Below are 25,082 nucleotides of genomic sequence, written 5' to 3' on the forward strand. Positions count from 1 at the left end.
CCTTCTCTCTCAGTCGGTGACTCGGCCGCGGACGCCGTCGAGCCAGTAGTCGGAGTGGCGGTCCGCGGTCGCCGCGTCGCGGAACGAGTACGTCTTCAGCAGCCAGCGGAAGCGGGTCTTGTCGCGGTCCTGGACGTCGACGAGCTGACGGCTGTGCAGGCCGTCCTGGTTCGCGATGATCAGCAGGTCCGCGTCGCGGATCCGGTGGTACTGCTCGCTGACCTTCGAGAGCGCATCGCGGAACTGCCAGAGCGCCCACAGGTGCGGCAGGTCGTCCGGGTCGGCCGGCACCGTCCGGGTGTCGTAGTAGCGGAAGCTGTGCTCGTTCTCGAGCAGAGCGTGCTGGTCCGACACGATCTGGTTCTTGTTCTGGGCGCGCGAGAGCTCGTCGAACGGGGTGATGTAGACCGCCTCGCGCAGGAGCGCCTGGTTCTCGGGTGAGATGAAGCGCAGGATCTCGCGGCCGTCGACGTACTTCGTGTAGACGAGGTCGGTCTCGGGCGTGCGCAGTCCCAGGAGCGAGATGAAGTCGGCGCGCACCGGGTGCGCGGTCCGCTCGTTGTGCCAGTACAGCTCGCCGTCGGTCTTCTGCGTCTGGGTGTTCGAGAAGCGGTTGTCGGCGTAGACGTCCTGGAAGAAGTCGCCGTTGTTGCGGGTGGCGTACGCGAGCAGCGGCGAGCCGAGGTACTGCGACTGCAGCTCGAGCAGGCCCTCGCCGACGAACGTCAGCTTCTTGCGGTACTTGTCCTCGAGCGCGTCGTCCTGGTCGAGCCAGGGGATCTCGTCGTCGACCGGGTTGTTCGAGATCAGGTGCGCGTAGGTGATCTTCTCGTCGCGCTCGCGCCGGATGCGGGCGAGCGCGTCGACGAAGCCCTGCGGGACGTCGCCGCTGTCGATCAGCGCGGCGATCGCGTCGCGGAAGCGGTCGTAGTCCTTGTAGGGGTCGATGGCGACCGCCAGCAGCGACTGCTGGAGGGTCGATCTGTCGGAATCGGAGAACGTGTAGATGGGCTGCATTGCTTCACTCCTTGCACGTGGATGAGGGACGCCGTCGGCGGGCTCGTCCCGGACTTCCTCTGTCACTCCGCTTCCGCGGTGACGGCCCTCCTCTCCTGTCGTCGCATCGAGACGGCCCCGATCGTCTGCGCGAGGACCGCGAGGACGACGAGGACGATGAGGGTCGGCGCGGTCCCTCCCGTGAGGGGGACGAGTATCCCGGCGCCGACGAGCAGGACGGCCTGGAGGATCCCCTGGTTGCGCTCCAGTCCGCGCATCACCGCGACCCGGGCGCCGTCCTCGAGCGCGTTCATCGCCGGCGCCAGGGCGATCATCGTCGCGGGCCGCACGAAGCCGCCCGCGATCCCGAGCAGGGCCAGGCCGGCGATCGCGGCGCCGAGCACCCCGAGGGTGGTCAGGGCGAGGCCCAGCACCTGGGTGAGCGCCGTCAGCCGGAAGACCAGGGGCGTGCCGGCGATGAGCGGCGAGAGCCGGGCGGCGGCCAGGCCGGCGAGCGTGTAGAGGCCGAGCACCAGGCCGAACGCGGGCAGCGTCAGACGCAGCTCCTGGAACAGCAGCAGCGGGATCACGAAGGTGTAAGCGGCGAGCAGGACGGCGCGGTTCACGGAGTAGTAGAGGGACCAGAAGCGCACCGCGGCGGGCAGGACGGCCGGCCGCACGGCGCGCGCCGCCACTCCCGAGGCGGCGCTCGCGCCGAGCGGCAGGCGGGCAAGGAGCACCACGGCCAGCGCGGCGCACGACACGAGCGCGCTGAGGAGGAACGGCAGCCGGTCCCAGAGCGCGAGCGAGGCGGCCCCGAGCACTCCCGCGCCGAAGGAGGCGAGGAACATTCCGCTCTGCACCCCCGTCTCCTGGCGGCGAGCATCGGCTCCGGCGCGCAGCGAGGAGGCCAGCGCGGCGTCCCGCCCGGCCGTCAGCGAGAAGCCGCAGCCGGCGAGCAGCTGGCTGATCACGACGGCGACCGGATCCGCGTCCAGCACGATCACGACGAGGCCCAGTGCCTTCACGCCCTCGCCGACGACGAGCGCGCCCGCCGAGGACAGGCGGCGTGTGAGCGGCGAGAGCGGGCCGTCGGCGAGCGCCGCCACCACTCCGTAGAGCGCCAGCAGCAGCGCCACGGCCAGGATCGGGTAGCCCCGCGCCAGCAGGAACACCGCGACCACGGGCAGGTGGAAGTAGGCGCGCGAGACGATCCGGTAGACCGTGATCAGCCCGGCGGCGCTGCGGCCGCGCGGGGCGTCCCCGCGCCCGAGGTCAGACAAGGGAGGGCACGACGACGCGCAGTGCGTCGGCGCCCACGTCGCCCTGACGGACGATCGACGCGCCGCCCACGAGGGAGACGATCGTGCTGCTCATCGTGGAGTCGGGGGCGGTGGTGCTGCGGATCAGGTAGTCGCTGTCGCCGCCGAGGTGCTCCGCGGCGAGGTCGAAGTCGACGAGTCCGGTCGACACCGTGCCGCTGATGTTGGCGGAGGTGGCCGCGAGCGGCAGGCCCGCGAATATCGAGAGCAGGTTGATCGGGGCGCTGAGGTTGTGCACGACCGACACCGTGTCCTGGCCCGAGGTGACCCAGTCCGGGACGACGGGCTTGCGGCGCAGGATGACGTTCAGCGGCCCCGGCCAGAACGCTGCGACGAGCGCGTCCATGTCGGCCGTCTCCGGGGCGAAGGCCCAGGTCGCCCAGTCGCGGGGCGCGGAGACGAAGAGGGTGAGCGGCTTCGCGCCGTCCCGCTTCTTCATGTCGTAGAGGCGGAAGCAGGCGCTGCGCGAGAAGGGGCTGGCGAACACGCCGTAGTTCGTGTCGGTCTGCGCGATGACGGTCGCGCCCTCGCGGAGCTCCTGCCCGACGCGCCGGAGCTCGTCGAGATCGGTCGCGTCGATGATCTGTGCCGTCATGGGTAGTGCTCCTGCTGCGCTCGGGCGCGTCCGGGCGGGGCCGGATCGCGTCGCTGTCGTGTGGCCCGCTGACGGCGGCGCCCCACGGAGGGCGCTTGGCGGGTCGGACGGCGGAGGCCGTCCGGATGCCGGTGACCACGGAGGAGAGATGCGGCTGCGTCCTCCCCCCGAGGACGTCTGCCCGGTGAAAGTAGCACCGTGCGCATCCGGCCCGCGTGTTCGCGACGCTGCATGACGAAGGAAGTCGTCGACGTCGGGGAGCAGGGTCGGGGATCGGTATGTTCCGCTGACGCGCCGCATCTCCGCGGCGTTCTCCCGGCTCCGCGGATCCGCGCGATCGTCCGTCTGGCGGCGCACCACGGCCGGGGCTGGACGGCTCGCGGCGACCCGGTCTCCGGGCCCTCCCGCTCCTCGACAGAAGGACCGCCCATGACCGACTACTGGCCCGTGCTCCTCATCCTGCTCACGATCGTGGCCGTCGTGGTCCTGATCGTCGTGCTGAAGGTCGAGCCGGTGATCGCCCTCCTCGTCTCGGCCCTCGGGCTCGGCCTCGTCTCGGGGCAGGGCGGCGAGGGGACGGTGACCGCGATGACGTCCGGATTCGGCGCGGTCCTCGGCGACATCGGCCTGCTGATCGCGCTCGGCCTGCTGCTCGGATCGCTCCTGGAGGCGCTGGGCGTGGCCCCGCTGCTCGCCCGCTGGCTCGTGAAGCGCTTCGGTCGGCGCGCGCTCCCGGTCGCCTACGCGCTGACCCTGGGCGTCGCCTTCCCCTCGATCTACTCCGACGTGCTGGTCGTGATGAGCGCACCGCTGACTCGTCTGGCCTCGCGGGGGCTCGGTGCCGGTGGCTACGGGCTGCTGGCCGGCTCCTCCATCGTCGGGATGATCGTGGGCGTGGTCTTCGTCGTCCCCGGAGCCGCCGCGCTGGCCACGGCAGGCATCGCGGGCGCTCCCCTGCCGTCGATGGTCGCCATCGGCGCCCCGCTGGGCATCGTCACCATCGTGCTGACCGTGCTGGTGTACAGCGCCCTGGTGAAGCGCGGCGGCTGGCGGGACGAGCGCGACCTCGAGGGCGGGGCGGTCCCGGGGCCCGCTCTCGAGCCCGAGGCGGGCGCGGCCACGGGAGGCACGGCGCTCGCGACGCGGCGGGTGCCGCTCGCGCTGGCCGTCGCTCCGATCGCCCTCACCATCGTGCTGATCGCCGCGAACTCGCTCACCCAGCTGGCCGAGCTCGACGTCCCCCTCCTGCGGTTCCTCGGCGACGCGCACATCGCGCTGCTGGCCGGCTTGGTGCTGGCCTACGCGACGGCACTGCGGACGCTCCCGAAGGGCGCCGTGGCCACGGCACTGGGCGGAGCACTGACCCGCAGCGGCCCGATCGTCGTCCTGACCGGGGTCAGCGGCAGCCTCGCCGCCGTGGTCGGAGGAACCGGGGTCGGCGACGCGCTCGCCGGCGCCTTCGACGGGCGGGCCCTCTCGCCGATCCTGCTCACCTGGGTCGTCGCGGCCGTGCTGCACGCGGCGATCGGCTCGGTCTCGACGGCCGCGATCACCGCGGTCGGCATCGTCGCCCCGCTGATCCCCGTGCTCGACGTGAACCCGGCGCTGATCGCCCTGGCCGCCGGCTCCGGCGCGCTCTTCCTCGGGATGGTCAACGCCAACGCGTTCTGGCTCTTCAAGTCCGTGCTCGGCCTCACCGTGCGGGGCACGTTCACCGCCTACTCGCTGACGCTCTCGATCGCCTCGGTGATCTCGCTGCTGGCGCTGCTGGTGGCGGGAACGTTCGTCTGAGCGTCGGCCGGCCCCCACGAGGCCACGCTCGCGAGGTCGGCGCCGAACTCGACCCGGAGGCGCACGGGCGCGCCCCCGCGCAGCACGCCCGGCAGCCACAGGCGCGCGTCGTCCCACATGCGGTCGAAGGGCACCTCGTCGACCGGGACGAACGCGGCGGCGAGCTCGCTCGACTCGGTGACCTCGCCGGCGACCCGGCGGCAGAGGAAGACGTGCGAGCGCTGACTCCACGCCGGCCGGTGGGGGAAGGAGTAGTCGAGCACGCCGCGCGGCTCCAGGTCGGCCGGGAGGGCGACCAGCCCCGCCTCCTCCTCCAGCTCGCGGACGGCCGCGTCGACGGGCGACTCCCCGGGCTCGAGCTTGCCGCCAGGGGCGACCACGCGGCCCTCGCCGAGGCCCCTGCGCTTCCGGCCGAGGAGCACCTCCGCGCCCCGCGGGCCGTCGCGGAGGACGTAGACGACGCAGACCTCGGGCAGCCCCACCGCGCACCTCCGCTCGCCGGGGCCGGGAGCCCGGCACCGCCGTCGTAGGCTAGCCCGGTGACGACGACCGCGCTCGAGCGCTTCCAAGCCCTGCTGCGCGTCGAGACGGTGTCCCACTCGGACGAGACGGCCACCGATTGGAGCCGCTTCGAGGCGTTCCGCACGCTCGTCGCCGAGCTCTACCCGGCACTGCACGCGGCCCTGGACTTCGAGACAGTCGCCGGCCACTCCCTCCTCTGGCGCTGGCGCGGTGAGGAGCCGGGCGAGCCGGCCGTGCTGATGGCCCACTACGACGTGGTCAGCGTGACGGCGGCGGAGTGGTCGCACGACCCTTTCGCGGCCGAGACGGTCGTCGCCGCGGACGGCCACACCTCCGTCGTGGCGCGCGGCGCCCTCGACGACAAGGGCTCCCTCGTCGCCCTCCTCGAGGCGGTCGAGGCGGCCGTCCTGCGGGGCGAGCGGCCCCGGCACGACGTGTACCTCCTCTCCACGCACAACGAGGAGACGGCGGGCGACGGCGCCCCCTCGGTCGTCGCCCTGCTCGGCGCGCGCGGGGTCCGCCCGCGCCTCGTGCTCGACGAGGGCGGGAACGTGCGGCGCGGCATCCTGCCCGGCGTCACCACCCCGATCGCCGTGATCGGCGTCACCGAGCGCGGGATCATGAACCTCGAGCTGACCTGCCGCGACGTCGGCGGCCACGCCTCCGCTCCGCCGCCCCCGCCCGGGCTGCTCGCCACCCAGCGGCTCGCGAGGGCGATCCACCGCCTGACCGAGAACCCGTTCCCCTCGACCCTCCCGGAGCCGATCGCCCAGCTGGTACGCGCGGCGGCCGACCACGCGGACGCGGCCCACGCCGTCTGGTACGCCCGCCCGCACGAGTACCCGGACGCCGTCGTCGGCGCGCTCGCCGCCCACTCCAACCGCTCGGCCGCGATGCTGCGGACGACGGTCGCGATCACCGAGCTGCGCGGCAGCACCGGAGCGAACGTCCTCGCCTCCAGCGCCAGCGCCACCGCGAACGTGCGGATCAACCCGGGCGGCACCGTGGCGGGCGTGGTCGAGCGCATCCGCGCCGTCATCGACGACCCGGAGGTCGAGGTCGAGGTGAAGGTCGCCCACGAGCCCTCCCCCGTCTCCCCCACCGGCGAGCCCGGCGACGGCGGGCCGTACGACCTGCTCCGCGCGGTCGTGCAGGAGTCGTTCCCGGACGCGGTCGTCGCCCCCTACGTGCAGACCGGCGGCAGCGACGCCCGGCACTTCCACGCCATCAGCGACCACGTCTACCGCTTCATCCCGTTCGAGATCAGCCCGCGGCAGCAGCTCGGGATCCACGGGGTCGACGAGTCGGTCGAGGCCGACCAGTTCGAGCGCGCCATCGAGTTCTACGCGCGGCTGCTCGCCCGGCTCTGATCGCGGCGGTCCTCCGGGGTCCGGGAGGACCGCGCAGCGACCGGCAACCTGGGAGAACCGTTCGATGACGCGCCGACCGGTGTTGGCCCGGAGTTCACCCCGCGATGATGGACTGATCGCAGCGGGGTCGCCTCCGCTGGAGCAGTGCGCAAGTGCCGACGCCGGGTCGCGTGATCCGGCTCCCGCCGATCGTGGAACCCGAGGATCATGTCCCTCCGCCAGGCCGAGTACCCCCGGCCCAACCACTTCATCCTTCACCTGAGCGACACCCACTTCATCGCCGGAGACGGCGGCCTGTACGGCTCCGACGTCGACAGCGAGGCCCAGCTGCGGCTCCTGTTCGACGAGCTGGAGGCGTCCGGCGGACGTCCGGAGGCCATCGTCATCACGGGTGATCTCGCCGACAAGGGCGAGCCGGAGGCGTACGCGAAGCTGCGCGCCGTCGTCGAGCCCGCGGCCGCACGCCTCGGCGCCGAGGTGATCTGGGTGATGGGCAACCACGACGACCGCGGCGCGTTCCGCTCGGGGCTGCTCGACCAGCTCCCGACCACGCAGCCGGTCGACCGCGTGCACGACGTCAACGGGCTCCGGATCATCGCGCTGGACTCCACCGTGCCCGGCGCCCACTACGGCGAGATCTCGGACGCGCAGCTCGACTGGCTGGCGGAGGAGCTCTCCAGCCCGGCCCCGCACGGCACGATCCTCGCGCTGCACCACCCGCCGGTGCCGAGCGTGCTCGACCTGTCGGTCCTCGTGGAGCTGCGCGACCAGCCCGCCCTCGCGGAGGTGCTCGAGGGCTCCGACGTCCGCAGCATCATCGCGGGCCACCTGCACTACTCGTCGACGGCGATGTTCGCCGGCATCCCGGTCTCGGTCGCGTCGGCCACCTGCTACACCCAGGACCTCAACGTGCCGGTGGGAGCGACCCGCGCCCGCAACGGCGCCCAGGCGTTCAACCTGATCCACGTCTACGACGGCACGGTGCTGCACTCGGTGGTGCCGATCGGCGCCTCGACCGAGGTGTCCTACGTCTCGGCGAACGAGACGCAGCGGATCCTCGCGGACCACGGCGTCGAGATCGCCGCGGCGACGGCGGCCCCGGTCGCCCGGGACGAGGAGCTCTACCCGCCGCTCGTGGAGCGGGTGGGCGTCAGCGCGTAGCGACGCGTCGGGGCGTCGGGGTCGCCCCGACGCCTCCGGGCGCCGCGTCGACCGCGTCCTCGGACACGGCCGGCGGTGTCAGCGCCCGCCGGCGCGGTCCCGCGCGAACAGCCATCCGGCGAACGCCAGCGCCGCGGCCAGCGCGACGCCCACGCCGACGCCCGCTCCCACTCCGATGCCCGGGAACACGAGCGAGCTCGCCAGGCCGAGAAGCAGCCCGGCCACCGCTCCCCCGACGGCCCAGCCCACGGTCAGTCCTCGCGCTCCCACGGAGCCGGGATCGGGTAGTACTCCTCGAGGAACCCGATGACGGCCTTGGTGCGCGCCTCCGCCGAGATCTCGGGGAAGCTGCCGTCGTTGAGGCAGAAGAAGTCGACTCCGCGGTTCTTGAGGAGCTTGCGCATGTCCTTCAGCCCCTGGTGCATCGTCGTGTCGACGTACTTCACCGAGGCGTTCTCCTGCACGACCGCGCGGCCGGTCATCAGCGCGTAGTAGTGGTAGAGCGAGTTGGTGACGGAGACGTCGCTCGCGGAGCGGAAGCGGCTCGCGGCGGTCGCGGTGAACTCCGGCTCGAACTCGGCCTCGAGCTCGGCCATCACGGTCTTGCGGAGGGGCGTGGCGGCGTGCTCGAGGTGACGGGTCGTCATCGCGCCGAAGCGCTCGCGGAGCAGGCGCCGGTTGACGCGGGCCGCGTTCTCGAAGCCGCTGCGGGAGGCGTTGGAGTCGCCCATGCCGATGCGCGTCGTCGCCTCGATGAACTTCGTGATGCCCCCGGGCGAGAAGAAGATCGACGGATCGACCGGGCGCCCGAAGAACATGTCGTCGTTGGAGTAGAGGAAGTGCTCCGCCAGCCCCGGGATGCGGTGCAGCTGGCTCTCGACCGCGTGGGAGTTGTGCGTCGGCAGCACCGAGAGGTCGCGGAAGTGGTCCTCGCTGCGCACGAGGGTGACGTCCGGGTGCTCGTCCAGCCAGCGCGGGCGCGGGGAGTCGGTGACGATGTAGATGTGCCGGATCCACGGCGCGTACATGTAGACGCTGCGCAGGGCGTACTTGAGCTCGTCGATCTGACGGAAGCGCGCCGGAGCGTCGTCGCCCTCGCCCACCACGTAGCTCGCCATGCGGGCCGCCCGGGCGCGCTGGAACTCCAGGTCGGTGCCGTCGACCCACGAGAAGACGATGTCCACCTCGAAGCGGATGTCGCTGACGAGCGGCTCGAACATGCCCTCGAACGTCGGCCAGGTGCGGCCGTACGCTTCGACGTGGGCGTCGATGGCTTCGGCGACGGGGAGGCTGTTGCGCATGAGCGCGTTCTCGGCGGGAGTGATGATCTCCTCCTCGCCCACCTTCCACAGCTCGAGGCGGACGCCGCTGCGGGCGCCGTAGCGCAGCGATCCCGTGGAGGAGACGCGCGGACGGAAGAGCTTGAAGACGGAGGCGCGCGGATACGGCGCGAGCACGCCCTCGGCCAGGAGCTGGGGCGGGGTGCCCCGCTTGTCGACCGTCTTGGCGTAGAAGGGCTCGGTCGCGAAGGCGCGCGCCAGCAGCGTCGCCAGCTCGGCGCCGAGCACGCGGTCCACCGCGAGGAAGGGCGAGCCGTCGGTGCCGCGGATGAGGCGGTAGGGGAATTCGGCGGCATCGAGGACCTCGCCGATGGCGATCAGGTCCTCGGTCCAGGCCGCGCGGGGCGTCGTACTCGAGTTCACCAGCGAGAACAGGCCGGCATGGACCACGACGTCGTCGCGGTCGAAGTGGCGCGGGCGCAGGAGCGGTGACGGAAGAGCACGGACGGAAGGCATGATTCACATTATCCGCCGTGGATTTCGTCCGTGTGACCGGGCCGTCGGCTTGACAGCGACCGCGGGGCCGCACGGTCAGCGCGAGAGCGACCCCAGACGGTCCCCCGCCTTCTCCGCGGCCTTCGCGGCCCGCCTGGCGCGGTGCCGCTCCTCGGCGGCGACGACCCCCAGCGCGAAGGCTCCCTCCCCGCTGCGATCGGCCTCCTCCAGGATCAGCGCACGGGCGGCGAGCGCGTCGCGCTCCTCCCCCAGGGCGTCGGCGAGGTCCTCGCCCGCCTCGGCGAGCGAGCGGCGCCGGGCGCCGACGGCCTCGGGGACGACCGCCCGCCACGCCTCCACGGTGTAGCGGAGCCGCTTCGCCGCCTTCCGCAGGTCGTGACGAGCCTCGAGCGAGCCGCCGGCCGCCGCGGAGCCCGCCGCGGAGATGCGCGCGAGGTCCTTCGCGACGGAGCGGCGCACCAGCGCCGTCGCGCTCGAGCCGGCCCGCGCGGTGCGGGGCGGATCCGCGAGCAGGGCGTCGAGCGAGGCGAGGAGCGCGAGGTAGCGGCCGCCGCGCAGAGTGCGGTCGACGCGGCGCAGCGCCGAGGCGTGCCGGTGCTCGATCTCCTCCAGCAGGGCGGTGGGGGTGCTCGGGGCACCCTCGACGGCCGCCAGGGAGGTGCGGAACCGCTCGGCGAGCACCTCCTGGTCGCGGGCCGCGCCGAGGACCCCTCCCAGCCACCGCAGCTCGTCCCGCACGGGGTCGGTCGCCGCACGGTCGAGCACGGAGCGGGAGGCGGCGAGGACGGACCGGAGCCGGCGCGCGAGCACGCGCATCCGGTGCAGGGCGTCGTCGGCCTCGAGGCGCACCCGCGGGTCGACGGCGCGCAGCTCTCGCAGGAGCGAGCGGACCGCGGCGAGCGCCGCCTCCCCGCCGTTCCGCGGATCCGGGACCGTCTCCTCGATCGGGCCGCCGGTGGCCCGGGCGAGCTTGGAGGCGCTGGCGGCCGGGCGGGCGCCCGCGGCGAGGAGGCGCTGCTCGATCGCGTCGAGGACCCGCTCGCCCTCGTCCCCAGGGACGTCGACGAGCTCGACCTCCCACTCCCTCCAGCGCCGCTCGCGGCCGGTGCGCTGGTCGCGCGCGGTCACCAGGTCGTCGGCGATCTCGGCGAGCTCCCGCCCGTGGGAGTCGAGGGCGCGGGTGATCGAGCGGACCGTCTCGAGCAGCGCCAGCGGCTCGAGCGGCGCGCGCCCCACCTGCCCGAGCACCGGCTCGCGGACGGCGGACGGGACCGTGCGCGAGGCCGTGAGCTCCGCGTGGATCTCGGTGCGGCCGGAGGAGCCGGGCAGCTTGACGTGCCAGCCCTGGTCGGATCCGCCCTCGCGGCGGCGCATCGTGATCCGCGCCCGGGACAGAGCGCGCTCGGCGGTGTCGAAGTACTCGGCGCGGAGGGTCACCGGCTCCTCGGTGCGGACGCTCGCGACGCTCCCGGTGCCGGTCAGGTCGGGCAGCCGGGTGCCCGCGTCGACGTCGTACTTGCGCTCGACCTCGGTCTGCACTCTCCGCGCACCGCCCGCCCGGGACGTCGCCGACTCGTTCTCCGCACCGCTGGCCATGCTCCATTGTGATCACGCCCGGCGCCGCTGCGGCACCCCGGGGCGGCCAGGGGCGCCCTCGCCCTAGGCTGGAGCGATGACCGCGCCCGTTCCGCCCGTCGCCCGCCGCGTCCCCCTCGAGCGCCGCCACCACGGCGACGTGGTGGTCGACCACTACGAGTGGCTGCGCGAGAAGGAGAGCCCCGAGGTGATCGCGCACCTCGAGGCCGAGAACGCGTACACCGAGGCGGTGCTGGCTCCTCTCGCTCCGCTGCGCGAGCGCCTGTTCGAGGAGATCCGCTCGCGGACGAAGGAGACCGACCTCTCGGTCCCCGTCCGGGAGGGCTCCTGGTGGTACTTCTCGCGCTCCTACGAGGGCCGCCAGTACGCCGTGCACTGCCGAGCGCCGATCAGCGGGCCGGACGACTGGACGCCGCCGTCGATCGCCGAGGGCGGTCCGCTCGAGGGCGAGCAGGTCGTCCTGGACGGCAACGCGGAGGCGGAGGGGCACGACTTCTTCTCGCTCGGCAGCTTCGACGTCTCGGCCGACGGCCGACGGCTGCTCTTCGGCACCGACGTCGAGGGCGACGAGCGCTACACCCTCCGCATCCGCGACCTCGAGACCGGCGAGGACCTGCCGGACATCATCGAGGGCACCGGCGGCGGAGCGACCTTCGGCGCCGACGCGCGCTTCGTCTTCTACCCGACCGTCGACGAGTCCTGGCGCCCCGACACGATCTGGCGGCACGAGGTCGGCGCCGGGACCCCGGACGAGGTCGCCTTCGCCGAGCCCGACGAGCGCTACTGGATCGGCGTGGGCCTCACCCGCAGCCGCCGCTTCCTCGTCATCGAGATCGGCAGCAAGATCACGAGCGAGTGCCTGCTGCTGGACGCGTCCGACCCGACCGGCTCGTTCCGCTCGGTGTGGCCGCGCCGCGAGGGCGTGGAGTACGAGGTCGAGCACGCCGTCGTCGACGGGCGCGACCGCCTGCTGATCGTGCACAACGACGGCGCCCTCGATTTCGAGATCGTCGAGGAGCCGGCCGACCTGTCGCGCGACGCCGACGCCCGGGCCCGCGAGCGCCGCGTGGTGGTGCCGCACCGCGAGGGCCGCCGGATCGAGGGCGTCGACGCCTTCGCCGGGCACGTCGTGGTCTCGTACCGCGCCGACGGAGCCACCCGGCTCGGGCTCCTCCGCGAGGACGGCACCGGAGCGCGGCTCGAGGAGATCGTCTTCGACGAGCCGCTCTACGACGCGGGCCTGGCGGGGAACCCGGAGTGGGAGCAGCCCTCCCTCCGCCTCGCCTACACCTCGTTCGTCACCCCCTCGACCGTGCTCGCGCTCGACGTCGCGACGGGCGAGCGCACGGTGCTCAAGCAGCAGCCGGTGCTCGGCGACTACGACCCCGCGCTCTACGTGCAGCGGAGGGAGTGGGCCGTGGCGGAGGACGGCACGCGGGTGCCCCTCTCGCTCGTCTGGCGCCGCGACGCCGCCGATCCGGACTCGGCCCCCGCGCCGCTCCTCCTCTACGGCTACGGCTCGTACGAGGCGAGCATCGACCCGGGCTTCTCGATCGCGCGCCTCTCGCTGCTCGACCGCGGCGTCGTCTTCGCCGTCGCGCACGTCCGCGGCGGCGGGGAGATGGGCCGCTCCTGGTACGAGAACGGGAAGACGCTGGCGAAGCGGACGACCTTCACCGACTTCGTCTCCGCGGCGCGGCACCTGGTCGACACGGGCTTCACCACTCCCGACCGCCTGGTCGCGCAGGGAGGGTCGGCCGGCGGCCTGCTGATGGGCGCGGTCGCGAACCTCGCCCCGGAGGCGTTCGCCGGCGTCCTCGCGCAGGTCCCGTTCGTCGACGCGCTCACCTCGATCCTCGACCCGTCGCTCCCGCTCACGGTGATCGAGTGGGACGAGTGGGGCGACCCGCTGCACGACGCCGAGGTGTACGCCTACATGAAGTCGTACTCGCCCTACGAGAACGTCCGCGAGGGCGTGCAGTACCCCCGGATCCTCGCGACGACGAGCCTCAACGACACCCGGGTGCTGTACGTGGAGCCGGCGAAGTGGGTGGCCAGGCTCCGCGAGGTCGGCGCTCCCGCGCTGCTGCGCACCGAGATGACCGCGGGACACGGCGGAGTGAGCGGACGCTACGAGCGCTGGCGCGAGATCGCGTTCGAGTACGCCTGGACGCTGGACGTGCTCGAGCTGGCCTGAGCGCCCCGCCGCAAGCCCCTCCGCCCGTCGTCCGCGGCCAGTAGGGTTCGGGGTGCCGACGGAGGGAAGAGCATGAGCGCAGGCCTGTCGATCGACCGCATCGCCGCATGGGTGGCGGACCAGAGGTGGTACGCGAGCAAGGGGCGGCGCCCCGAGCTGGAGGTCCGCGGCGCCTGGTCGCTGCACCCCGGAGAGGCGGAGGTGGTGGACCACCTCTTCATCGACCGGGCAGGCACGAGCCCGGTGCTGTACCAGGTGCCGGTGACCGTCCACGCGGCTCCGGTGCCCGGGCTCGAGGACGCCCTCGTCTACTCCGACGACGCTCACTTCGTGTACGACGCTCCGCGCGACCCGGTGTTCGCCCGCGCCCTGCTCGGGATGATCGCCGACGGCGGCCGCTCCGACGAGGACGGCGCCCAGGGCGGCGCCCGCGCCGAGGGCCACCGGCAACCGGGTGCCGCGATCGGGGCGTTCGCGTCCTCGAAGGTGCTCAGCGGCGAGCAGTCGAACACCTCGGTGATCGTCCGCACCACCGCCGACGACGGATCCGACGCGACCCCGGTGATCGTCAAGGTCTTCCGCGCCCTCCACCACGGCGACAACCCGGACGTGACGGTGCAGTCGGCGCTCAACGCCGCCGGGAGCGCCCTCGTCCCGCCCGTGATCGGCAACGTGACCGGCGAGTGGGACGACGAGGGCGAGGAGACGGGCCGCGCCTTCGGGCACCTCGCCTTCGCGCAGGAGTTCCTCCCCGGGGTCCAGGACGCGTGGCGCGTCGCCCTCGAGGCGGTCGCCGCCGACTCCGACTTCACCGGACCCGCCCGCGAGCTGGGCCGCGCCACCGCCGAGGTGCACGCGAAGCTGGCGGAGGTCATGCCGACCGAGGACACCACGTCCGAGGTCGTCGAGCGGATGGTCGCGGCCATGCGCCGTCGCCTGCGCATCGCCTCGGCAGAGGTCCCCGTGATCGCCGAGGACTCGGAGGCGATCGACGCCGTGTTCCGCGCCGCCGAGACCGCGCCGTGGCCGAGGCTCCAGCGCATCCACGGCGACTACCACCTCGGGCAGGTCCTGTCCGTGCCCGATCGCGGCTGGGTGCTCCTCGACTTCGAGGGCGAGCCGCTGCGGCCCATGCACGAGCGCCGTCTTCCCGACGTGGCCCTTCGCGACGTGGCGGGGATGCTGCGCTCCTTCGACTACGCGGCGGGTGCGCACGAGCAGGCCGAGCCGGGCGCCTCGAGGGCGGCGTGGGCGGCGGCGAGCCGTGCCGCGTTCCTCGAGGGCTACGCCGAGCAAGCGGGCGACGCGGTGACCGCGCACCGGGCGGTGCTCGACGCGTTCGAGCTCGACAAGGCCGTCTACGAGGCGATCTACGAGGCGCGCAACCGGCCGGAGTGGCTGTCGATCCCGGTCGCCGCGGTGCAGCGCCTCGCCGGACGCTCGTAGGGTGGCAGGCATGAGCGACGACACCGACGACAAGAAGCCCCTGGACCCGCTGAGCGACTTCAGCATCCCGGGCGACACCGATCTGCACACGACCGGCGACGCCTCGGGCGCGGACGGCGACGAGGTCGCGGAGCCCGGAGCGGACGAGGACTGAGCCGCCTGCTCTGCGGGGCCGGCCGCCGGCTCGGCTCCGCGGAGCCGGCGGCCGGCCTAGCCCAGCGGGGCGAGCGGCTCGACCGCCGGCCCCTCCAGCACCGTCCCGTCGGCTGCGAAGCGGGAGCCGTGCAGCGGACAGTCCCAGCTGCGCTCCGAGTCGTTCCAGGTGACGATCCCGCCCAGGTGCGGGCACACCGCCGACACCGCGCAGCGCCTCCCCTCCACGGTGGAGACCGCGACGGGCTGCAGGCCGTCGCGGGCGAGCGAGCCCTGGCCCTCCGCCGGCACCACCCCGGCCGAGCGGGGCGCGCGGAGCGCTGCCGACCAGCCGCGGGCGTACCAGGCGCCCACCGCCAGCCCGGCGCCGAGCCCCTCCGCCATCACCCGCGGCAGCGTGGGCCGGCGGTGCAGCGTCCTCGCCCAGGCCGGCGTCCTGCCCTCGAGGTCGGCGACGAGCGTCATCGCGGCCTGCACCGCGTTGGTCATCCCCCACTTGTCGTAGCCGGTCGCCAGGAAGATCCGTCCGCGGCCCCGCGGCAGCCAGCCCACGAACGGCACACGGTGGAACGGCTCGTAGTCCTGGGCGCTCCACTGCGCGACCGGCTCCGCCCCCGGGAAGGACCGCCGCGTCCAGGCGACCAGGTCGTCCACCGCCTCCGAGGTGACGGGCCGGCGCCCCACCGGGTGGCCGTTGCCGCCGATCAGGAGGAGCCGCTCGCCGTCGCGCTCGGCGTCGCGCACCGAGCGGGACGGCTCGTCGACCGAGAGGTACATGCCGTCGGGGATCGGCGCGTCGGTGCGGAACGCGACCGCGTACGAGCGCAGCGCTGCGATCTTGGCGAAGTAGAGGCCGCGGTCGAGGATCGGCGCCCCCGTGAGCAGGTAGGCCCGGTCCCCGGTCACCGGGCCCGCGCTGGTGCGGACCCGGACGGGAGCGGTCGCTCGCATCCCGAGGGCCCGGACGCCCTGCACCAGCGTGCCCCCGGCGGCGCGGAAGTCGGCGGCGAGCGCCGTGAGGACGTCCATCGGGTCGAACTGGGCCTGGTCGTCGAGGGCGACGGCCGCCGTGCTGGGGAACGGCACGTCGAGCTCGCCGACGAGGCGGGTCGCGAGGCCGAAGCGGCGCGCGGTCGCGTGCTCCTTCAGGACGGCGTCCACGCCCTCGGGCGTCTGCGCGTAGCTGTAGGCGGTGCGCCTCTGCACCGGCACGCCCGCGCCCTCGCAGTAGTCGAGCAGCCAGCGGAAGCCCGCGAGGTTCGCCGCGACATAGGCCTCGGTCACCGCGGGGATGTTGCGCTCCGCGATCCGGGAGAGGTGCGCTCCCTGCAGGAGGCTGAGCTTCGCCGTCGTGTTCCCGGTCGTGACCGCGCCGACCTCCCGCGCCTCCAGCACCAGCACGCGCCGGCCGGTCCGCTGCAGGAGGAGCGCGGTGACCAGCCCGGTGAGTCCGGCGCCGACCACGACGTCATCGAAGTGCGCGCCCGGGACGAACTCGTCGGAGGGGATCGGAGCCGCGCCCGCCCGCCAGAGGGAGCGGGGCCGCGGGGCCGTCGTGGTCGTGTCCTCCGGAGTCATCGGGAGTCCCTCCGTTCAGGGGCCGGACGGCCCGCGAGCGACGCTACGCGGAGCCTCCGGGACCGTCACGGTGTTGACACGTCGCGGGACGCGGGCTCAGAGCCAGCCCCACCGCTTGAAGAGCCGGTGCAGCACCACGCTCGAGGCGAGCATCGCCGCGAGCGCCGCCGGGTACCCCCACGCCACGTGCAGCTCGGGCATCACGTCGAAGTTCATGCCGTAGATGCTCGAGATCATGGTCGGCGCGAAGAAGATGGCCGCCCAGGCGGAGATCCGCTTGACCTCGTCGTTCTGCTGGTTGCCCACCTCCGCGAGCTTCTTCATGTCCTCGTTCTGGCGCTGGGCGACGAGGGTCGCGTTCACCGCCAGGATCTCCCGCAGCGTGGTGCGGAAGCCGTCGACCCGCTCGGTGACGAGCGCGACGTGGTCGGCGACGTCGCGGATGTAGCGGCGCAGCTCCACATCCGACTGGAACACCTCGAAGTCGGTGACGAGCCGCCCGAGCATGCCGGTCAGCGGAGCGACCGCACGCTGGAAGTCCAGCACCTCCTGGCTGAGCTCGTAGATGCGGCGGGACACCGCCGGGTCGCCCTCGAAGACCTGCGCCTCGATCTCGTCGATGTCGTTCTCGAGACCGGCAACGACGGGCGAGTACTGATCCACGACGGCGTCGAGGATCGCGTACAGCACGGCGACCGGGCCGACGCGCAGCAGCTCCGGATCGGCCTCCATCCGCCGCCGCACCAGCGAGAGGTCGGGCTTCTCGGAGTGGCGGACCGTGACGACGAAGTTCGACCCCACGAACAGGTGGAGCTCGCCGAAGTCGACCTCCTCGCGCTGGTCGGAGTAGCTGGCGGCGCGCAGCACCACGAACATGTCGCTGCCGTACCGCTCGAGCTTGGGCCTCTGGTGCGCGCTGATCGCGTCCTCGAGGGCGAGCGGGTGCATCGAGAACTCGTCCTCGAGCGCGGCGAGCTCGGCCGCGTTCGGCCGGTACAGCCCGATCCACGCCATCGCGTCGGGCAGCTTCTGCAGGGCGGCGAGCGCCTCCGGGATGCTGCCGGGTGAGACGACCCGGCGGCCGTCCTGGTAGATCGCGTTGTCGACCGTGCTGGTGCGGGCCGGCTCGTCGTCCGGGCGCAGACGCTGGATGGGAGCGGTGTCCTCGGCGGCGGCGCGAGTGCGCGAGCCCAGACCCAGGATCGTCGCGGGGACGCGGGGCAGCTTCACGACCATCTCCTCTGCTCGACCGACGCCCTATTGTGCACCTCCCGGTGAACGGGAGGTGTCCGCTGCGCCGTCGGTGTCGGAGGGCCTCACTAGCCTGGAGTCGCTCCCCCGGACGACGCAGAGGAAGGACGACCGTGAAGCTGCTGCACACCTCGGACTGGCACATCGGCCGCACCTTCCACGGGCACTCCACGACGGCGGCGCTCGCGACCGTGCTCGAGGCCCTGGTCGAGACGGTGCGGGCCGAGCGCGTGGACGCGGTGCTGATCGCCGGCGACGTCTTCGACTCCGCCGTGCCCGCCGCGGAGCACTACACCCTCCTCACCCGCACGCTCGAGGCGATCCGCGCGGCCGGCGCCGAGGTCGTCCTCACCAGCGGCAACCACGACTCCCCCGCCCGGCTCGGCTTCCAGGCCGGGCTCCTGCGCGGAGCGGGCGTCCACGTCCTCACCGACCCCGAGGCGTACGCCGAGCCGGTCGTGCTGCGCGACGCGTCCGGGCTCGAGGTCGGCGTCCACGGCATCCCCTTCCTCGAGCCCGCCCTCTACCGCCACCGGCACCCGGAGGAGCAGCTGCGCCGCCACGAGGACGTGCTCGCCTTCGCGATGGCGCGGGTGCGCGCCGCCGCCGAGGCGGCGGGCCGTCCCTGGGTCGTGCTCGCGCACTGCTTCGCGGTCGGAGCCCCGGCCGCGGTCCTCGAGCGCGACATCACGGCGGGCGGGCTCGACTACGTCTCGGTCGAGCACTTCGCCGCGGCCGACTACGCGGCGCTCGGGCACATCCACGGACGCGCCGAACTGCTGCCGGGAGTGCGCTACTCCGGAGCGCCGCTGCACTACTCGTTCGGCGAGGCGTCGAAGCCGCGCGGCGCCTGGCTGGTGACGATCGGGCCCGAGGGGCTCGAGGGCGTCGAGTGGTCGCCGCTCCCCGTGCCGAGGAGGCTCAGCGTGATCGAGGGCGAGCTCCAGCAGCTGCTGCGCGATCCCTCCCTGGCCGAGGTGGAGGGCGACTGGGTCTCGGCGGTGCTCACCGATCCCGTGCGCCCGCTCGACGCGATGGCGCGCCTGCAGTCGCGCTTCCCCGGCTGCGCCACGCTCGAGCACCGGCCCCCGCACGCCGCGGCCGAGCCGCGCGCGTACGCCGAGCGGATCCGCGGGCGGAGCGACGTGGAGGTCGTCGACGACTTCCTCGCCCACGTCCGCGGCGGTCACGGCGCCACGGAGACCGAGCGCGCCCTCACCCTCGACGCGCTCGCGGCCGTCGAGGCCGAGGCTCTGCGGTGAGGATCCGCCGACTCGCCTTCGCCGGGCTCGGACCGTTCCGCGCCGAGCAGTGCGTCGACTTCGACCGGCTCGAGGACGTGGGCGTGTACCTCATCGCCGGGCGCACCGGAGCGGGCAAGTCGACGATCCTCGACGCGATCGCGTTCGCGCTCTACGGCTCGGTCCCCCGCTTCGACGGCACCGCCTCGCGCCTCCGGAGCGACCACAGCGGCCCCGAGGACGAGACCTTCGCCGAGCTCGAGTTCGAGGCGGCGGGGCGCGTCTACCGCGTCCGGCGCTCGCCCGAGTACGAGCGGCCGAAACGGCGCGGCACCGGCACCACGACCCAGCCGGCGAAGGTCGAGCTGCTGGAGCAGGTCGACGGCACCTGGGTCGGGCTCTCGTCGAGCGCGAAGGAGGTGGGCGCCGACATCGGCCGGATCGTCGGCCTGACGAAGGACCAGTTCCTCCAGGTGATCCTGCTGGCGCAGAACCGCTTCCACGAGTTCCTGCTCGCGAAGAACGACGACCGGCAGCGTCTCCTGCGCACGCTCTTCGCGACCGAGCGCTTCGATCTGCTCCGCCGCCGCCTGCTCGAGCAGCGCGACGCGAGCGCCGTCGGGCTCGAGGAGGAGCGCGCGGCCGTGACGGCGCTCGCGGACGAGGCCGTCCGGCTCCTCGAGGACGGAGCCGAGCCGCCTCTGCCGGACGCCGCCTGGTTCGCCGGGCTGCCGGCGCGGCTCGCCGCTCCGCTCGAGGCGGCCCGGGCCGGCTCCGCCGCGGCCGACGCGGCGCACGAGGCCGCGGGCGCCGCTCTCGACGAGGCCCGGCGCACCGCCCGGGGCCAGGAGCGGCGCCGGCGCGCCCTCATCGAGGCGGAGGAGCTCGTGGTCGCCGAGGCGCACGTCGAGCAGCAGCGGGCCGCGATCGAGCGCGCGCGCCGGGCCGACGGCGTGCTGCCGCTGCTCCGCTCCGCCCGGGCAGCCGCCGAGAAGGAGCGGGCCGCCCGGCAGCAGCGCGACCTCGCGGCCGACGCCTACGGGGACGCGTCCGGGGGCCCGACCGCCGAGACGGCCGAACGGCTCGCCGCTGTCCTCGGCGCCCTCACCGAGGCGCTGGCCGAGGAGCGCCGGCTCCCCGACGCGGAGCGCGTCGCCGAGCGGTCCGCGCGCGCCGAGCAGGCGGCGGCGACCGCGCTCGCCGGGATCGAGGCGGAGCTGCGCGAGCTGCCCGCTCGCGTCGACGCGCTCGCCGGCGAGGAGGAGTCCCTGGCCGGGGAGGCCGCCGCCGTCCCCGCGCGCGTCGACGAGCTCGCCGCGCTCGAGCGGAGGATCGCCGCGGCCCTCGAGCGCGATCTCACTGCGGCGGGTCTGCAGCGGCTCGGCACGGCCTACGCCGACGCGGCGCGCGTCCACGGCGAGCGCGCCGCGGCGCAGGCCGCCCTGATCGCGCGCCGGTTCGCCGGGTTCGCCGGGGAGCTCGCCGAGCGGCTGGAGCCGGGCGAGCCCTGCCCCGTCTGCGGCTCGTGCGAGCACCCCCGCCCGGCCGAGCACGACGGCCCGACGACGGTCGGCACCGACGACCTCGACCGGGCCCGCGTCGCGGTGGAGCGCGCCGCCGCCGCCCTCGACGGCGCCCGCGAGCGCGAGGGAGCCGCGGCTCGGGCTCTCGCGGCGCTCGAGGAGCGTGTGGGCGAGGACGCGGATCCGGAGTCGCTCCGCCCGGCGCACGAGGAGCGGCTCGCCTCGGCGCGCCGCGCCGCCGCCCGCATGGAGGAGCTGCGGCGCGAGCGCACCCGGCTGCGCACCCGGATCGACGCTCTCACGACCGGACGGGACGCCGCTCGCGAGGAGCACCGCGCCCGCGCCGACGAGTCCGCCCTCGCCGCTGAAGCGCTGCGGCTGCTGCGGGAGCGCGTCGAGGCCTTCCGCGACGGCGCGACGAGCGTCGCCTCGCGGGTCGAGCAGCTGAGTGCCCAGCGCCGCCGTGCCGTCGCCCTGGTCGAGGCCGAGGAGGCGGCCGTCTCGCGGTCCGAGGCCGCCGCCGCCGCCCGGGAGGAGCTCGCCGAGGTCCTCGCCGAGCGCGGCTTCACGACCGCCGAGGAGGCCGAGTCGGCCGCGCTCGCCAGCGGGGACCGGGCACGGGCCGAGGCCGTCGTCGCCGAGCACGAGCGACGGCGGAGCGCGACGGAGGCGGTGCTGTCCGACCCGGAGCTCCGCGGACTGCCGGGCACGGCCGTCGACCTCGCCGCCGCCGAGGAGCGCTCGCGCGAGGCCTCCGCCCGTCGCGACGAGGCGCGAGCCGGCCTCTCCGTGCTCGAGCACCGCTCGGAGCGCCTGGCCGAGCTCGCCGCGACGGCCGCGGGCCGCCTCGCCGTGCTGGGTGAGCGTCTCCACCGCCACGAGGAGCTGCGCGCGCTGGCCGAGACCGTCTCCGGCCGGGGGCAGAACACGCGCCGGATGGACCTCGAGGCCTTCGCCCTCGCCGGACGCCTGGAGGAGATCGTGACCGCGGCGAACCTCCGCCTCGACGCGATGACCAGCGGCCGCTACGCACTCGCCCACGACGACTCGCTCGCCTACCGCGGCGCCGCCTCCGGCCTCGGGATCGACGTGCTCGACGCCTTCACCGGCGTCCGCCGGCAGCCCGCCTCGCTCTCCGGCGGCGAGACGTTCCTCGCCTCGCTCGCCCTCGCTCTCGGCCTCGCCGACGTGGTGACGGCGCAGTCCGGCGGCATCTCGCTCGAGACCATGTTCATCGACGAGGGCTTCGGCTCGCTCGACGCCGAGACGCTCGAGACGGCGCTCAGCACGCTCGACGAGCTGCGGTCGGGCGGTCGGACGATCGGCCTGATCAGCCACGTCGACGCGATGCGCGAGCGGCTGCCGATCGGCCTCCGCGTCGCGGTGGGGCCGCGCGGCGACTCGACGATCCTCACCGGCTGAGCGGCCGCTCCCGGGCGAAGGGGCGACGACGGCCCGCTCCCTCCTCTCGCACTGCAGCAGCGAGCGCGCCCGCGCCCGCTGCTAGGGTCGTGCGCAGTGACACGGGGTGCCCGCCAGGGCTGAGAGAAGACCCGTTGAACCTGATCTAGTTCGTACTAGCGAAGGGATGTCGCGAATGAGCATTCGCACGCCTGTCCACCCGACCCTCCCCGCCGACACGGCGCCCGACCCGGCGTCCGTGGGTCGCGATCTCGCCGAGCTCCGCGCCGCCGGGCCCCTGGTGCAGTGCATCACGAACGCGGTCGTCACCGGCTTCACCGCCAACAGCCTTCTGGCCCTCGGCGCCAGCCCGGCGATGTGCGACCTGCCCGGCGAGGCGGGCGTCTTCGCGGGCCTCGCCTCCGCGGTGCTCGTCAACCTCGGCACGCCCGGAGCGGAGCAGCGCGAGGGTGCTCGCGAGGCGGTCGCCGCGGCCGGACGCGCCGGCACCCCGTGGGTGCTCGATCCGGTCGCCGTGGGCCCGCTGCCCGTCCGCACCGCTCTGGCGGTGGAGCTGCTCGAGGCGCGGCCGGCGATCATCCGCGGCAACGCCTCCGAGATCCTCGCCCTCGCGGGAGCCGGTGCGGGCGGCCGCGGCGTGGACGCCGTCGACACCGCCGAGCAGGCGCTCGACTCCGCCCGCGTCCTCGCCCGCCGCACCGGAGGCGTGGTCGCCGTCTCGGGAGCGGTCGACCTCGTCACCGACGGCGAGCGGATCGTCCGGGTCACGGGGGGCCACCCGCTGCTGACCCGCGTGACCGGCGGCGGCTGCGCGCTCGGCGCCGTGATGGCGGCGTTCCTCGGCGCGGGCGCCCGCCCGCTCGACGCGGCCGTCAGCGCTTCCGCGGTCTGGGGCCTCGCCGCCGAGCGGGCCGCCGCCGCGAGCAGCGGTCCCGGATCCTTCGCCGTCGGCCTCATCGACGCCCTCGCTGCCCTCCAGCCGGCCGACGCCGAGGCCGGGGCGCGGATCGCATGAGCCTCGACCTCTCGCTCTACCTCGTCACGGACACCGCCCAGTGCGGCCAGCGCGGCGTGCCCGCGGTGGTCGCCGCCGCCGTCCGGGGCGGAGTCACGACCGTGCAGATCCGCGATCACGACGCCCCCGCCGCCGAGCTCGTCGCCCTGACCCGGGCCGTCGCCGCCGTCCTCGACGAGCGCACGACCCTGCTGGTCGACGACCGCGTCGACGTCGCCCTCGCCGCCCGCCTCGCGGGCGCCCGCGTCCACGGCGTCCACCTCGGGCAGTCCGACCTCCCCGTCACCGCCGCACGCTCGCTGCTCGGACCCGACGCGGTGATCGGGCTCACCGCGAACACCCCCGAGCACCTCGCCGCCGTCCGCGCCCTGCCCGCGGGGACGGTCGACTACCTCGGCGTCGGCGTCATCCGGCCCACCGCGACCAAGCCCGACCATCCCGCTCCCCTCGGTGTCGACGGGTTCGCCGCCCTCGCCGCGGCCGCGGCGCTGCCCTGCGTCGCCATCGGCGGAGTCGGAGCCGCGGACGCGGGGCCACTCCGCCTCGCCGGTGCGGCCGGGCTCGCGGTCGTGTCCGCGCTCTGCACGGCCGCCGACCCCGCGGCGGCCGCCCGCCTGATCCGAGCGGAGTGGGACCGGTGACCGCCGGCGCCCGCGTCCCCCGTGTCCTCAGCATCGCCGGCACCGATCCGACCGGCGGTGCCGGCGTCCAGGCCGACCTCAAGTCGATCGGCGCGCTCGGCGGCTACGGCATGGCGGTCGTCACCGCGCTCGTCGCGCAGAACACGCACGGGGTCCGCTCCGTGTACCTGCCGCCCGCCGCGTTCCTCCGCGAGCAGCTCGACGCGGTGAGCGACGACGTCACGATCGACGCGGTGAAGATCGGGATGCTCGCCACGGCCGAGTACGCCGGAGTCGTCGCCGAGTGGCTCGATGAGGTCCGCCCGCCCGTCGTGGTCGTGGATCCGGTGATGGTCGCGACCAGCGGTCACCGGCTGCTCGCTCCCGAGGCGGAGGACGCCGTGCGCGACCTGCTCCGCCGCGCCGACCTGATTACGCCGAACCTCCCCGAGCTGGGCGTGCTGGCCGGAGAGCCGACCGCCTCCGACTGGCCGGCCGCGCTCGCGCAGGGGGCGATGCTCGCCCGCGCCCTCGACGCCGCCGTGCTGGTGAAGGGCGGCCACCTCGACGGCCCCGCCACCCCGGACGCGATCGTCACCCCCGACGGCCTCGTGCGCGAGGTCCCCGGCGAGCGCGTCGCCACCTCGAACACGCACGGCACCGGGTGCTCGCTCTCGTCCGCGATGGCGACGCTCCTGGCCGGGCGCGACACCTCCTCCGACGCCCTGGTCGAGGCGCTGACGGAGGCCAAGGAGTGGCTGACCGGCGCCCTGCGCGCCGCCGACGCTCTCGAGGTCGGCACCGGCAACGGCCCGATCGACCACTTCCACCGGCAACGTCCTCCGGCGTTCTGCGCGGACGTCTGGGAGCGGACGCGGACCCTCCGCGACGAGATCGACGCGCTCCCGTTCGTGCGGGCCCTCGGCGACGGCTCCCTCGGGCGGGAGGACTTCGAGTGGTACCTCGAGCAGGACGCTCTCTACCTCACCGAGTACGCCCGCGTCCTGGCCGTGGCGGCGCAGCGCGCGCCGACCACCGCCGAGCAGGTCTTCTGGGCCGAGGGCTCGGCGTCCGCCCTCGCGGCGGAGGCGCAGCTGCACCGCGACCGGCTCGGGACCAGGGCCGCGACTCCCGCGCCCGTGACCCGCGGCTACACCGACCACCTGCTCGCGATCGCCGCGCGGGGCGGCTACGGCGAGATCGTCGCCGCCCTGCTCCCCTGCTTCTGGCTCTACGCCGACGTCGGGTCGCGCCTCGCCGCCTCCGGGCACCCCGAGCACCCCTACGCGGACTGGCTGCTCACGTACGGCGACCCGGTCTTCGCGACGGCCACCGAGCGGGCGATCGAGTTCACGGAGCAGGCCGCCCGCGACGCCTCACCGAGGGAGCGCGCCGCGATGAGGGACGCTTTCCTGCGGTCGAGTTCGTTCGAGAAGGACTTCTTCGCCGCACCGCTCGCCCGGACCGGCTGAGCTCTCAGCCGGCCC

At 74.3% G+C, this 25,082-nt stretch carries 20 protein-coding genes and 1 riboswitch; of the genes, 11 read left to right on the top strand and 9 right to left on the bottom strand.

Features of this window, described 5'->3' with window-relative positions:
- Positions 1-9 precede the first annotated feature (9 nt).
- The 3 genes from C5B92_RS00320 to C5B92_RS00330 form a co-directional block, all read right to left on the bottom strand.
- A complete protein-coding gene (locus C5B92_RS00320) occupies positions 10-1,017 on the bottom strand; it encodes a TauD/TfdA family dioxygenase (protein WP_104223082.1) in 1,008 nt (335 codons plus the stop codon).
- Between the two features lie 62 nt (positions 1,018-1,079).
- Positions 1,080-2,279: a hypothetical protein gene (locus C5B92_RS00325; RefSeq protein ID WP_104255119.1), complete on the bottom strand. Its 1,200-nt coding sequence runs from the start codon at positions 2,277-2,279 to the stop codon at positions 1,080-1,082.
- A complete protein-coding gene (locus C5B92_RS00330; RefSeq protein ID WP_104225616.1) occupies positions 2,272-2,913 on the bottom strand; it encodes an L-threonylcarbamoyladenylate synthase in 642 nt (213 codons plus the stop codon). The genes C5B92_RS00325 and C5B92_RS00330 overlap by 8 nt, the downstream gene beginning before the upstream one ends.
- A gap of 429 nt (positions 2,914-3,342) precedes the next feature.
- Here C5B92_RS00330 and C5B92_RS00335 point away from each other — a divergent pair, with 429 nt between their 5' ends.
- Positions 3,343-4,704 carry a GntP family permease gene (locus C5B92_RS00335; RefSeq protein WP_181028702.1) on the top strand — a complete coding sequence of 454 codons (1,362 nt, stop codon included), beginning with the start codon at positions 3,343-3,345 and terminating at the stop codon, positions 4,702-4,704.
- Here C5B92_RS00335 and C5B92_RS00340 read toward each other — a convergent pair.
- Positions 4,632-5,186 carry an 8-oxo-dGTP diphosphatase gene (locus tag C5B92_RS00340; protein WP_181028703.1) on the bottom strand — a complete coding sequence of 185 codons (555 nt, stop codon included), beginning with the start codon at positions 5,184-5,186 and terminating at the stop codon, positions 4,632-4,634. The two genes, C5B92_RS00335 and C5B92_RS00340, sit on opposite strands and share 73 nt — an antisense overlap.
- Before the next feature lie 57 nt (positions 5,187-5,243).
- Here C5B92_RS00340 and C5B92_RS00345 point away from each other — a divergent pair, with 57 nt between their 5' ends.
- The gene (locus C5B92_RS00345; RefSeq protein ID WP_104274271.1) at positions 5,244-6,596 is read left to right on the top strand and encodes a M20/M25/M40 family metallo-hydrolase; all 1,353 of its coding nucleotides are present in this window, start codon (positions 5,244-5,246) and stop codon (positions 6,594-6,596) included.
- A gap of 207 nt (positions 6,597-6,803) precedes the next feature.
- Positions 6,804-7,757: a phosphodiesterase gene (locus C5B92_RS00350; protein WP_104249612.1), complete on the top strand. Its 954-nt coding sequence runs from the start codon at positions 6,804-6,806 to the stop codon at positions 7,755-7,757.
- A gap of 78 nt (positions 7,758-7,835) precedes the next feature.
- Here the strand turns inward: C5B92_RS00350 and C5B92_RS17105 are convergent, their stop codons facing one another.
- The 3 genes from C5B92_RS17105 to C5B92_RS00360 all read right to left on the bottom strand — a co-directional run bounded on the left by C5B92_RS17105 (position 7,836) and on the right by C5B92_RS00360 (position 11,149).
- Positions 7,836-8,006: a hypothetical protein gene (locus C5B92_RS17105; protein ID WP_159939285.1), complete on the bottom strand. Its 171-nt coding sequence runs from the start codon at positions 8,004-8,006 to the stop codon at positions 7,836-7,838.
- Between the two features lie 2 nt (positions 8,007-8,008).
- Positions 8,009-9,553, bottom strand: a complete 1,545-nt coding sequence (locus C5B92_RS00355; protein ID WP_104233778.1) for a stealth family protein — start codon at positions 9,551-9,553, stop codon at positions 8,009-8,011.
- A gap of 75 nt (positions 9,554-9,628) precedes the next feature.
- Positions 9,629-11,149 carry a CYTH and CHAD domain-containing protein gene (locus C5B92_RS00360; protein WP_104255114.1) on the bottom strand — a complete coding sequence of 507 codons (1,521 nt, stop codon included), beginning with the start codon at positions 11,147-11,149 and terminating at the stop codon, positions 9,629-9,631.
- A 76-nt stretch (positions 11,150-11,225) separates the two neighbouring features.
- On the opposite strand from C5B92_RS00360, the gene C5B92_RS00365 reads away from it, so the two are divergent.
- The 3 genes from C5B92_RS00365 to C5B92_RS17110 all read left to right on the top strand — a co-directional run bounded on the left by C5B92_RS00365 (position 11,226) and on the right by C5B92_RS17110 (position 14,946).
- Positions 11,226-13,346, top strand: coding sequence for a S9 family peptidase (locus C5B92_RS00365; protein ID WP_104255113.1), 2,121 nt, complete (start codon positions 11,226-11,228; stop codon positions 13,344-13,346).
- A 72-nt stretch (positions 13,347-13,418) separates the two neighbouring features.
- Complete coding sequence (locus tag C5B92_RS00370; protein ID WP_104255112.1) at positions 13,419-14,792, top strand: phosphotransferase; 1,374 nt, start codon at positions 13,419-13,421, stop codon at positions 14,790-14,792.
- A gap of 10 nt (positions 14,793-14,802) precedes the next feature.
- Positions 14,803-14,946 carry a hypothetical protein gene (locus C5B92_RS17110; protein ID WP_159914626.1) on the top strand — a complete coding sequence of 48 codons (144 nt, stop codon included), beginning with the start codon at positions 14,803-14,805 and terminating at the stop codon, positions 14,944-14,946.
- Between the two features lie 56 nt (positions 14,947-15,002).
- Here the strand turns inward: C5B92_RS17110 and C5B92_RS00375 are convergent, their stop codons facing one another.
- Both C5B92_RS00375 and C5B92_RS00380 read right to left on the bottom strand, forming a co-directional pair.
- Entirely contained in the window at positions 15,003-16,523 is a 1,521-nt protein-coding gene (locus C5B92_RS00375; protein WP_104255111.1) for an FAD-dependent oxidoreductase, read from the bottom strand.
- A 96-nt stretch (positions 16,524-16,619) separates the two neighbouring features.
- Positions 16,620-17,759, bottom strand: a complete 1,140-nt coding sequence (locus C5B92_RS00380) for a magnesium and cobalt transport protein CorA (protein ID WP_104223070.1) — start codon at positions 17,757-17,759, stop codon at positions 16,620-16,622.
- A gap of 128 nt (positions 17,760-17,887) precedes the next feature.
- Between C5B92_RS00380 and C5B92_RS00385 the strand changes: the two genes are divergently transcribed.
- From C5B92_RS00385 to thiD, 5 genes are all read left to right on the top strand, one after another.
- Entirely contained in the window at positions 17,888-19,036 is a 1,149-nt protein-coding gene (locus tag C5B92_RS00385; RefSeq protein ID WP_104255110.1) for an exonuclease SbcCD subunit D, read from the top strand.
- Positions 19,033-21,960, top strand: a complete 2,928-nt coding sequence (locus tag C5B92_RS00390; RefSeq protein WP_104255109.1) for an AAA family ATPase — start codon at positions 19,033-19,035, stop codon at positions 21,958-21,960. The genes C5B92_RS00385 and C5B92_RS00390 overlap by 4 nt, the downstream gene beginning before the upstream one ends.
- Positions 21,961-22,052: 92 nt before the next feature.
- Positions 22,053-22,144, top strand: a riboswitch (TPP riboswitch).
- Positions 22,136-22,975, top strand: a complete 840-nt coding sequence (gene thiM, locus C5B92_RS00395; RefSeq protein ID WP_104223067.1) for a hydroxyethylthiazole kinase — start codon at positions 22,136-22,138, stop codon at positions 22,973-22,975. It overlaps the preceding riboswitch by 9 nt.
- Entirely contained in the window at positions 22,972-23,616 is a 645-nt protein-coding gene (thiE, locus tag C5B92_RS00400) for a thiamine phosphate synthase (protein WP_104268497.1), read from the top strand. The genes thiM and thiE overlap by 4 nt, the downstream gene beginning before the upstream one ends.
- Positions 23,613-25,067, top strand: a complete 1,455-nt coding sequence (gene thiD, locus C5B92_RS00405) for a bifunctional hydroxymethylpyrimidine kinase/phosphomethylpyrimidine kinase (protein WP_104350016.1) — start codon at positions 23,613-23,615, stop codon at positions 25,065-25,067. Before thiE ends, thiD begins: the two co-directional genes overlap by 4 nt.
- The last annotated feature ends 15 nt before the right edge of the window (positions 25,068-25,082 follow it).

This window comes from Rathayibacter sp. AY1A4 (assembly GCF_002930955.1).
GTDB lineage: Bacteria > Actinomycetota > Actinomycetes > Actinomycetales > Microbacteriaceae > Rathayibacter.

Bases quoted from the DNA above. Each gene is read 5' to 3' on its own strand.
- C5B92_RS00320 (WP_104223082.1), bottom strand. From the start codon at position 1,017: ATGCAGCCCATCTACACGTTCTCCGATTCCGACAGATCGACCCTCCAG.
- C5B92_RS00330 (WP_104225616.1), bottom strand. From the start codon at position 2,913: ATGACGGCACAGATCATCGACGCGACCGATCTCGACGAGCTCCGGCGC.
- C5B92_RS00335 (WP_181028702.1), top strand. From the start codon at position 3,343: ATGACCGACTACTGGCCCGTGCTCCTCATCCTGCTCACGATCGTGGCC.
- C5B92_RS00350 (WP_104249612.1), top strand. From the start codon at position 6,804: ATGTCCCTCCGCCAGGCCGAGTACCCCCGGCCCAACCACTTCATCCTT.
- C5B92_RS00355 (WP_104233778.1), bottom strand. From the start codon at position 9,553: ATGCCTTCCGTCCGTGCTCTTCCGTCACCGCTCCTGCGCCCGCGCCAC.
- C5B92_RS00360 (WP_104255114.1), bottom strand. From the start codon at position 11,149: ATGGCCAGCGGTGCGGAGAACGAGTCGGCGACGTCCCGGGCGGGCGGT.
- C5B92_RS00365 (WP_104255113.1), top strand. From the start codon at position 11,226: ATGACCGCGCCCGTTCCGCCCGTCGCCCGCCGCGTCCCCCTCGAGCGC.
- C5B92_RS00370 (WP_104255112.1), top strand. From the start codon at position 13,419: ATGAGCGCAGGCCTGTCGATCGACCGCATCGCCGCATGGGTGGCGGAC.
- C5B92_RS17110 (WP_159914626.1), top strand. From the start codon at position 14,803: ATGAGCGACGACACCGACGACAAGAAGCCCCTGGACCCGCTGAGCGAC.
- C5B92_RS00375 (WP_104255111.1), bottom strand. From the start codon at position 16,523: ATGACTCCGGAGGACACGACCACGACGGCCCCGCGGCCCCGCTCCCTC.
- C5B92_RS00380 (WP_104223070.1), bottom strand. From the start codon at position 17,759: ATGGTCGTGAAGCTGCCCCGCGTCCCCGCGACGATCCTGGGTCTGGGC.
- thiM (WP_104223067.1), top strand. From the start codon at position 22,136: ATGAGCATTCGCACGCCTGTCCACCCGACCCTCCCCGCCGACACGGCG.
- thiE (WP_104268497.1), top strand. From the start codon at position 22,972: ATGAGCCTCGACCTCTCGCTCTACCTCGTCACGGACACCGCCCAGTGC.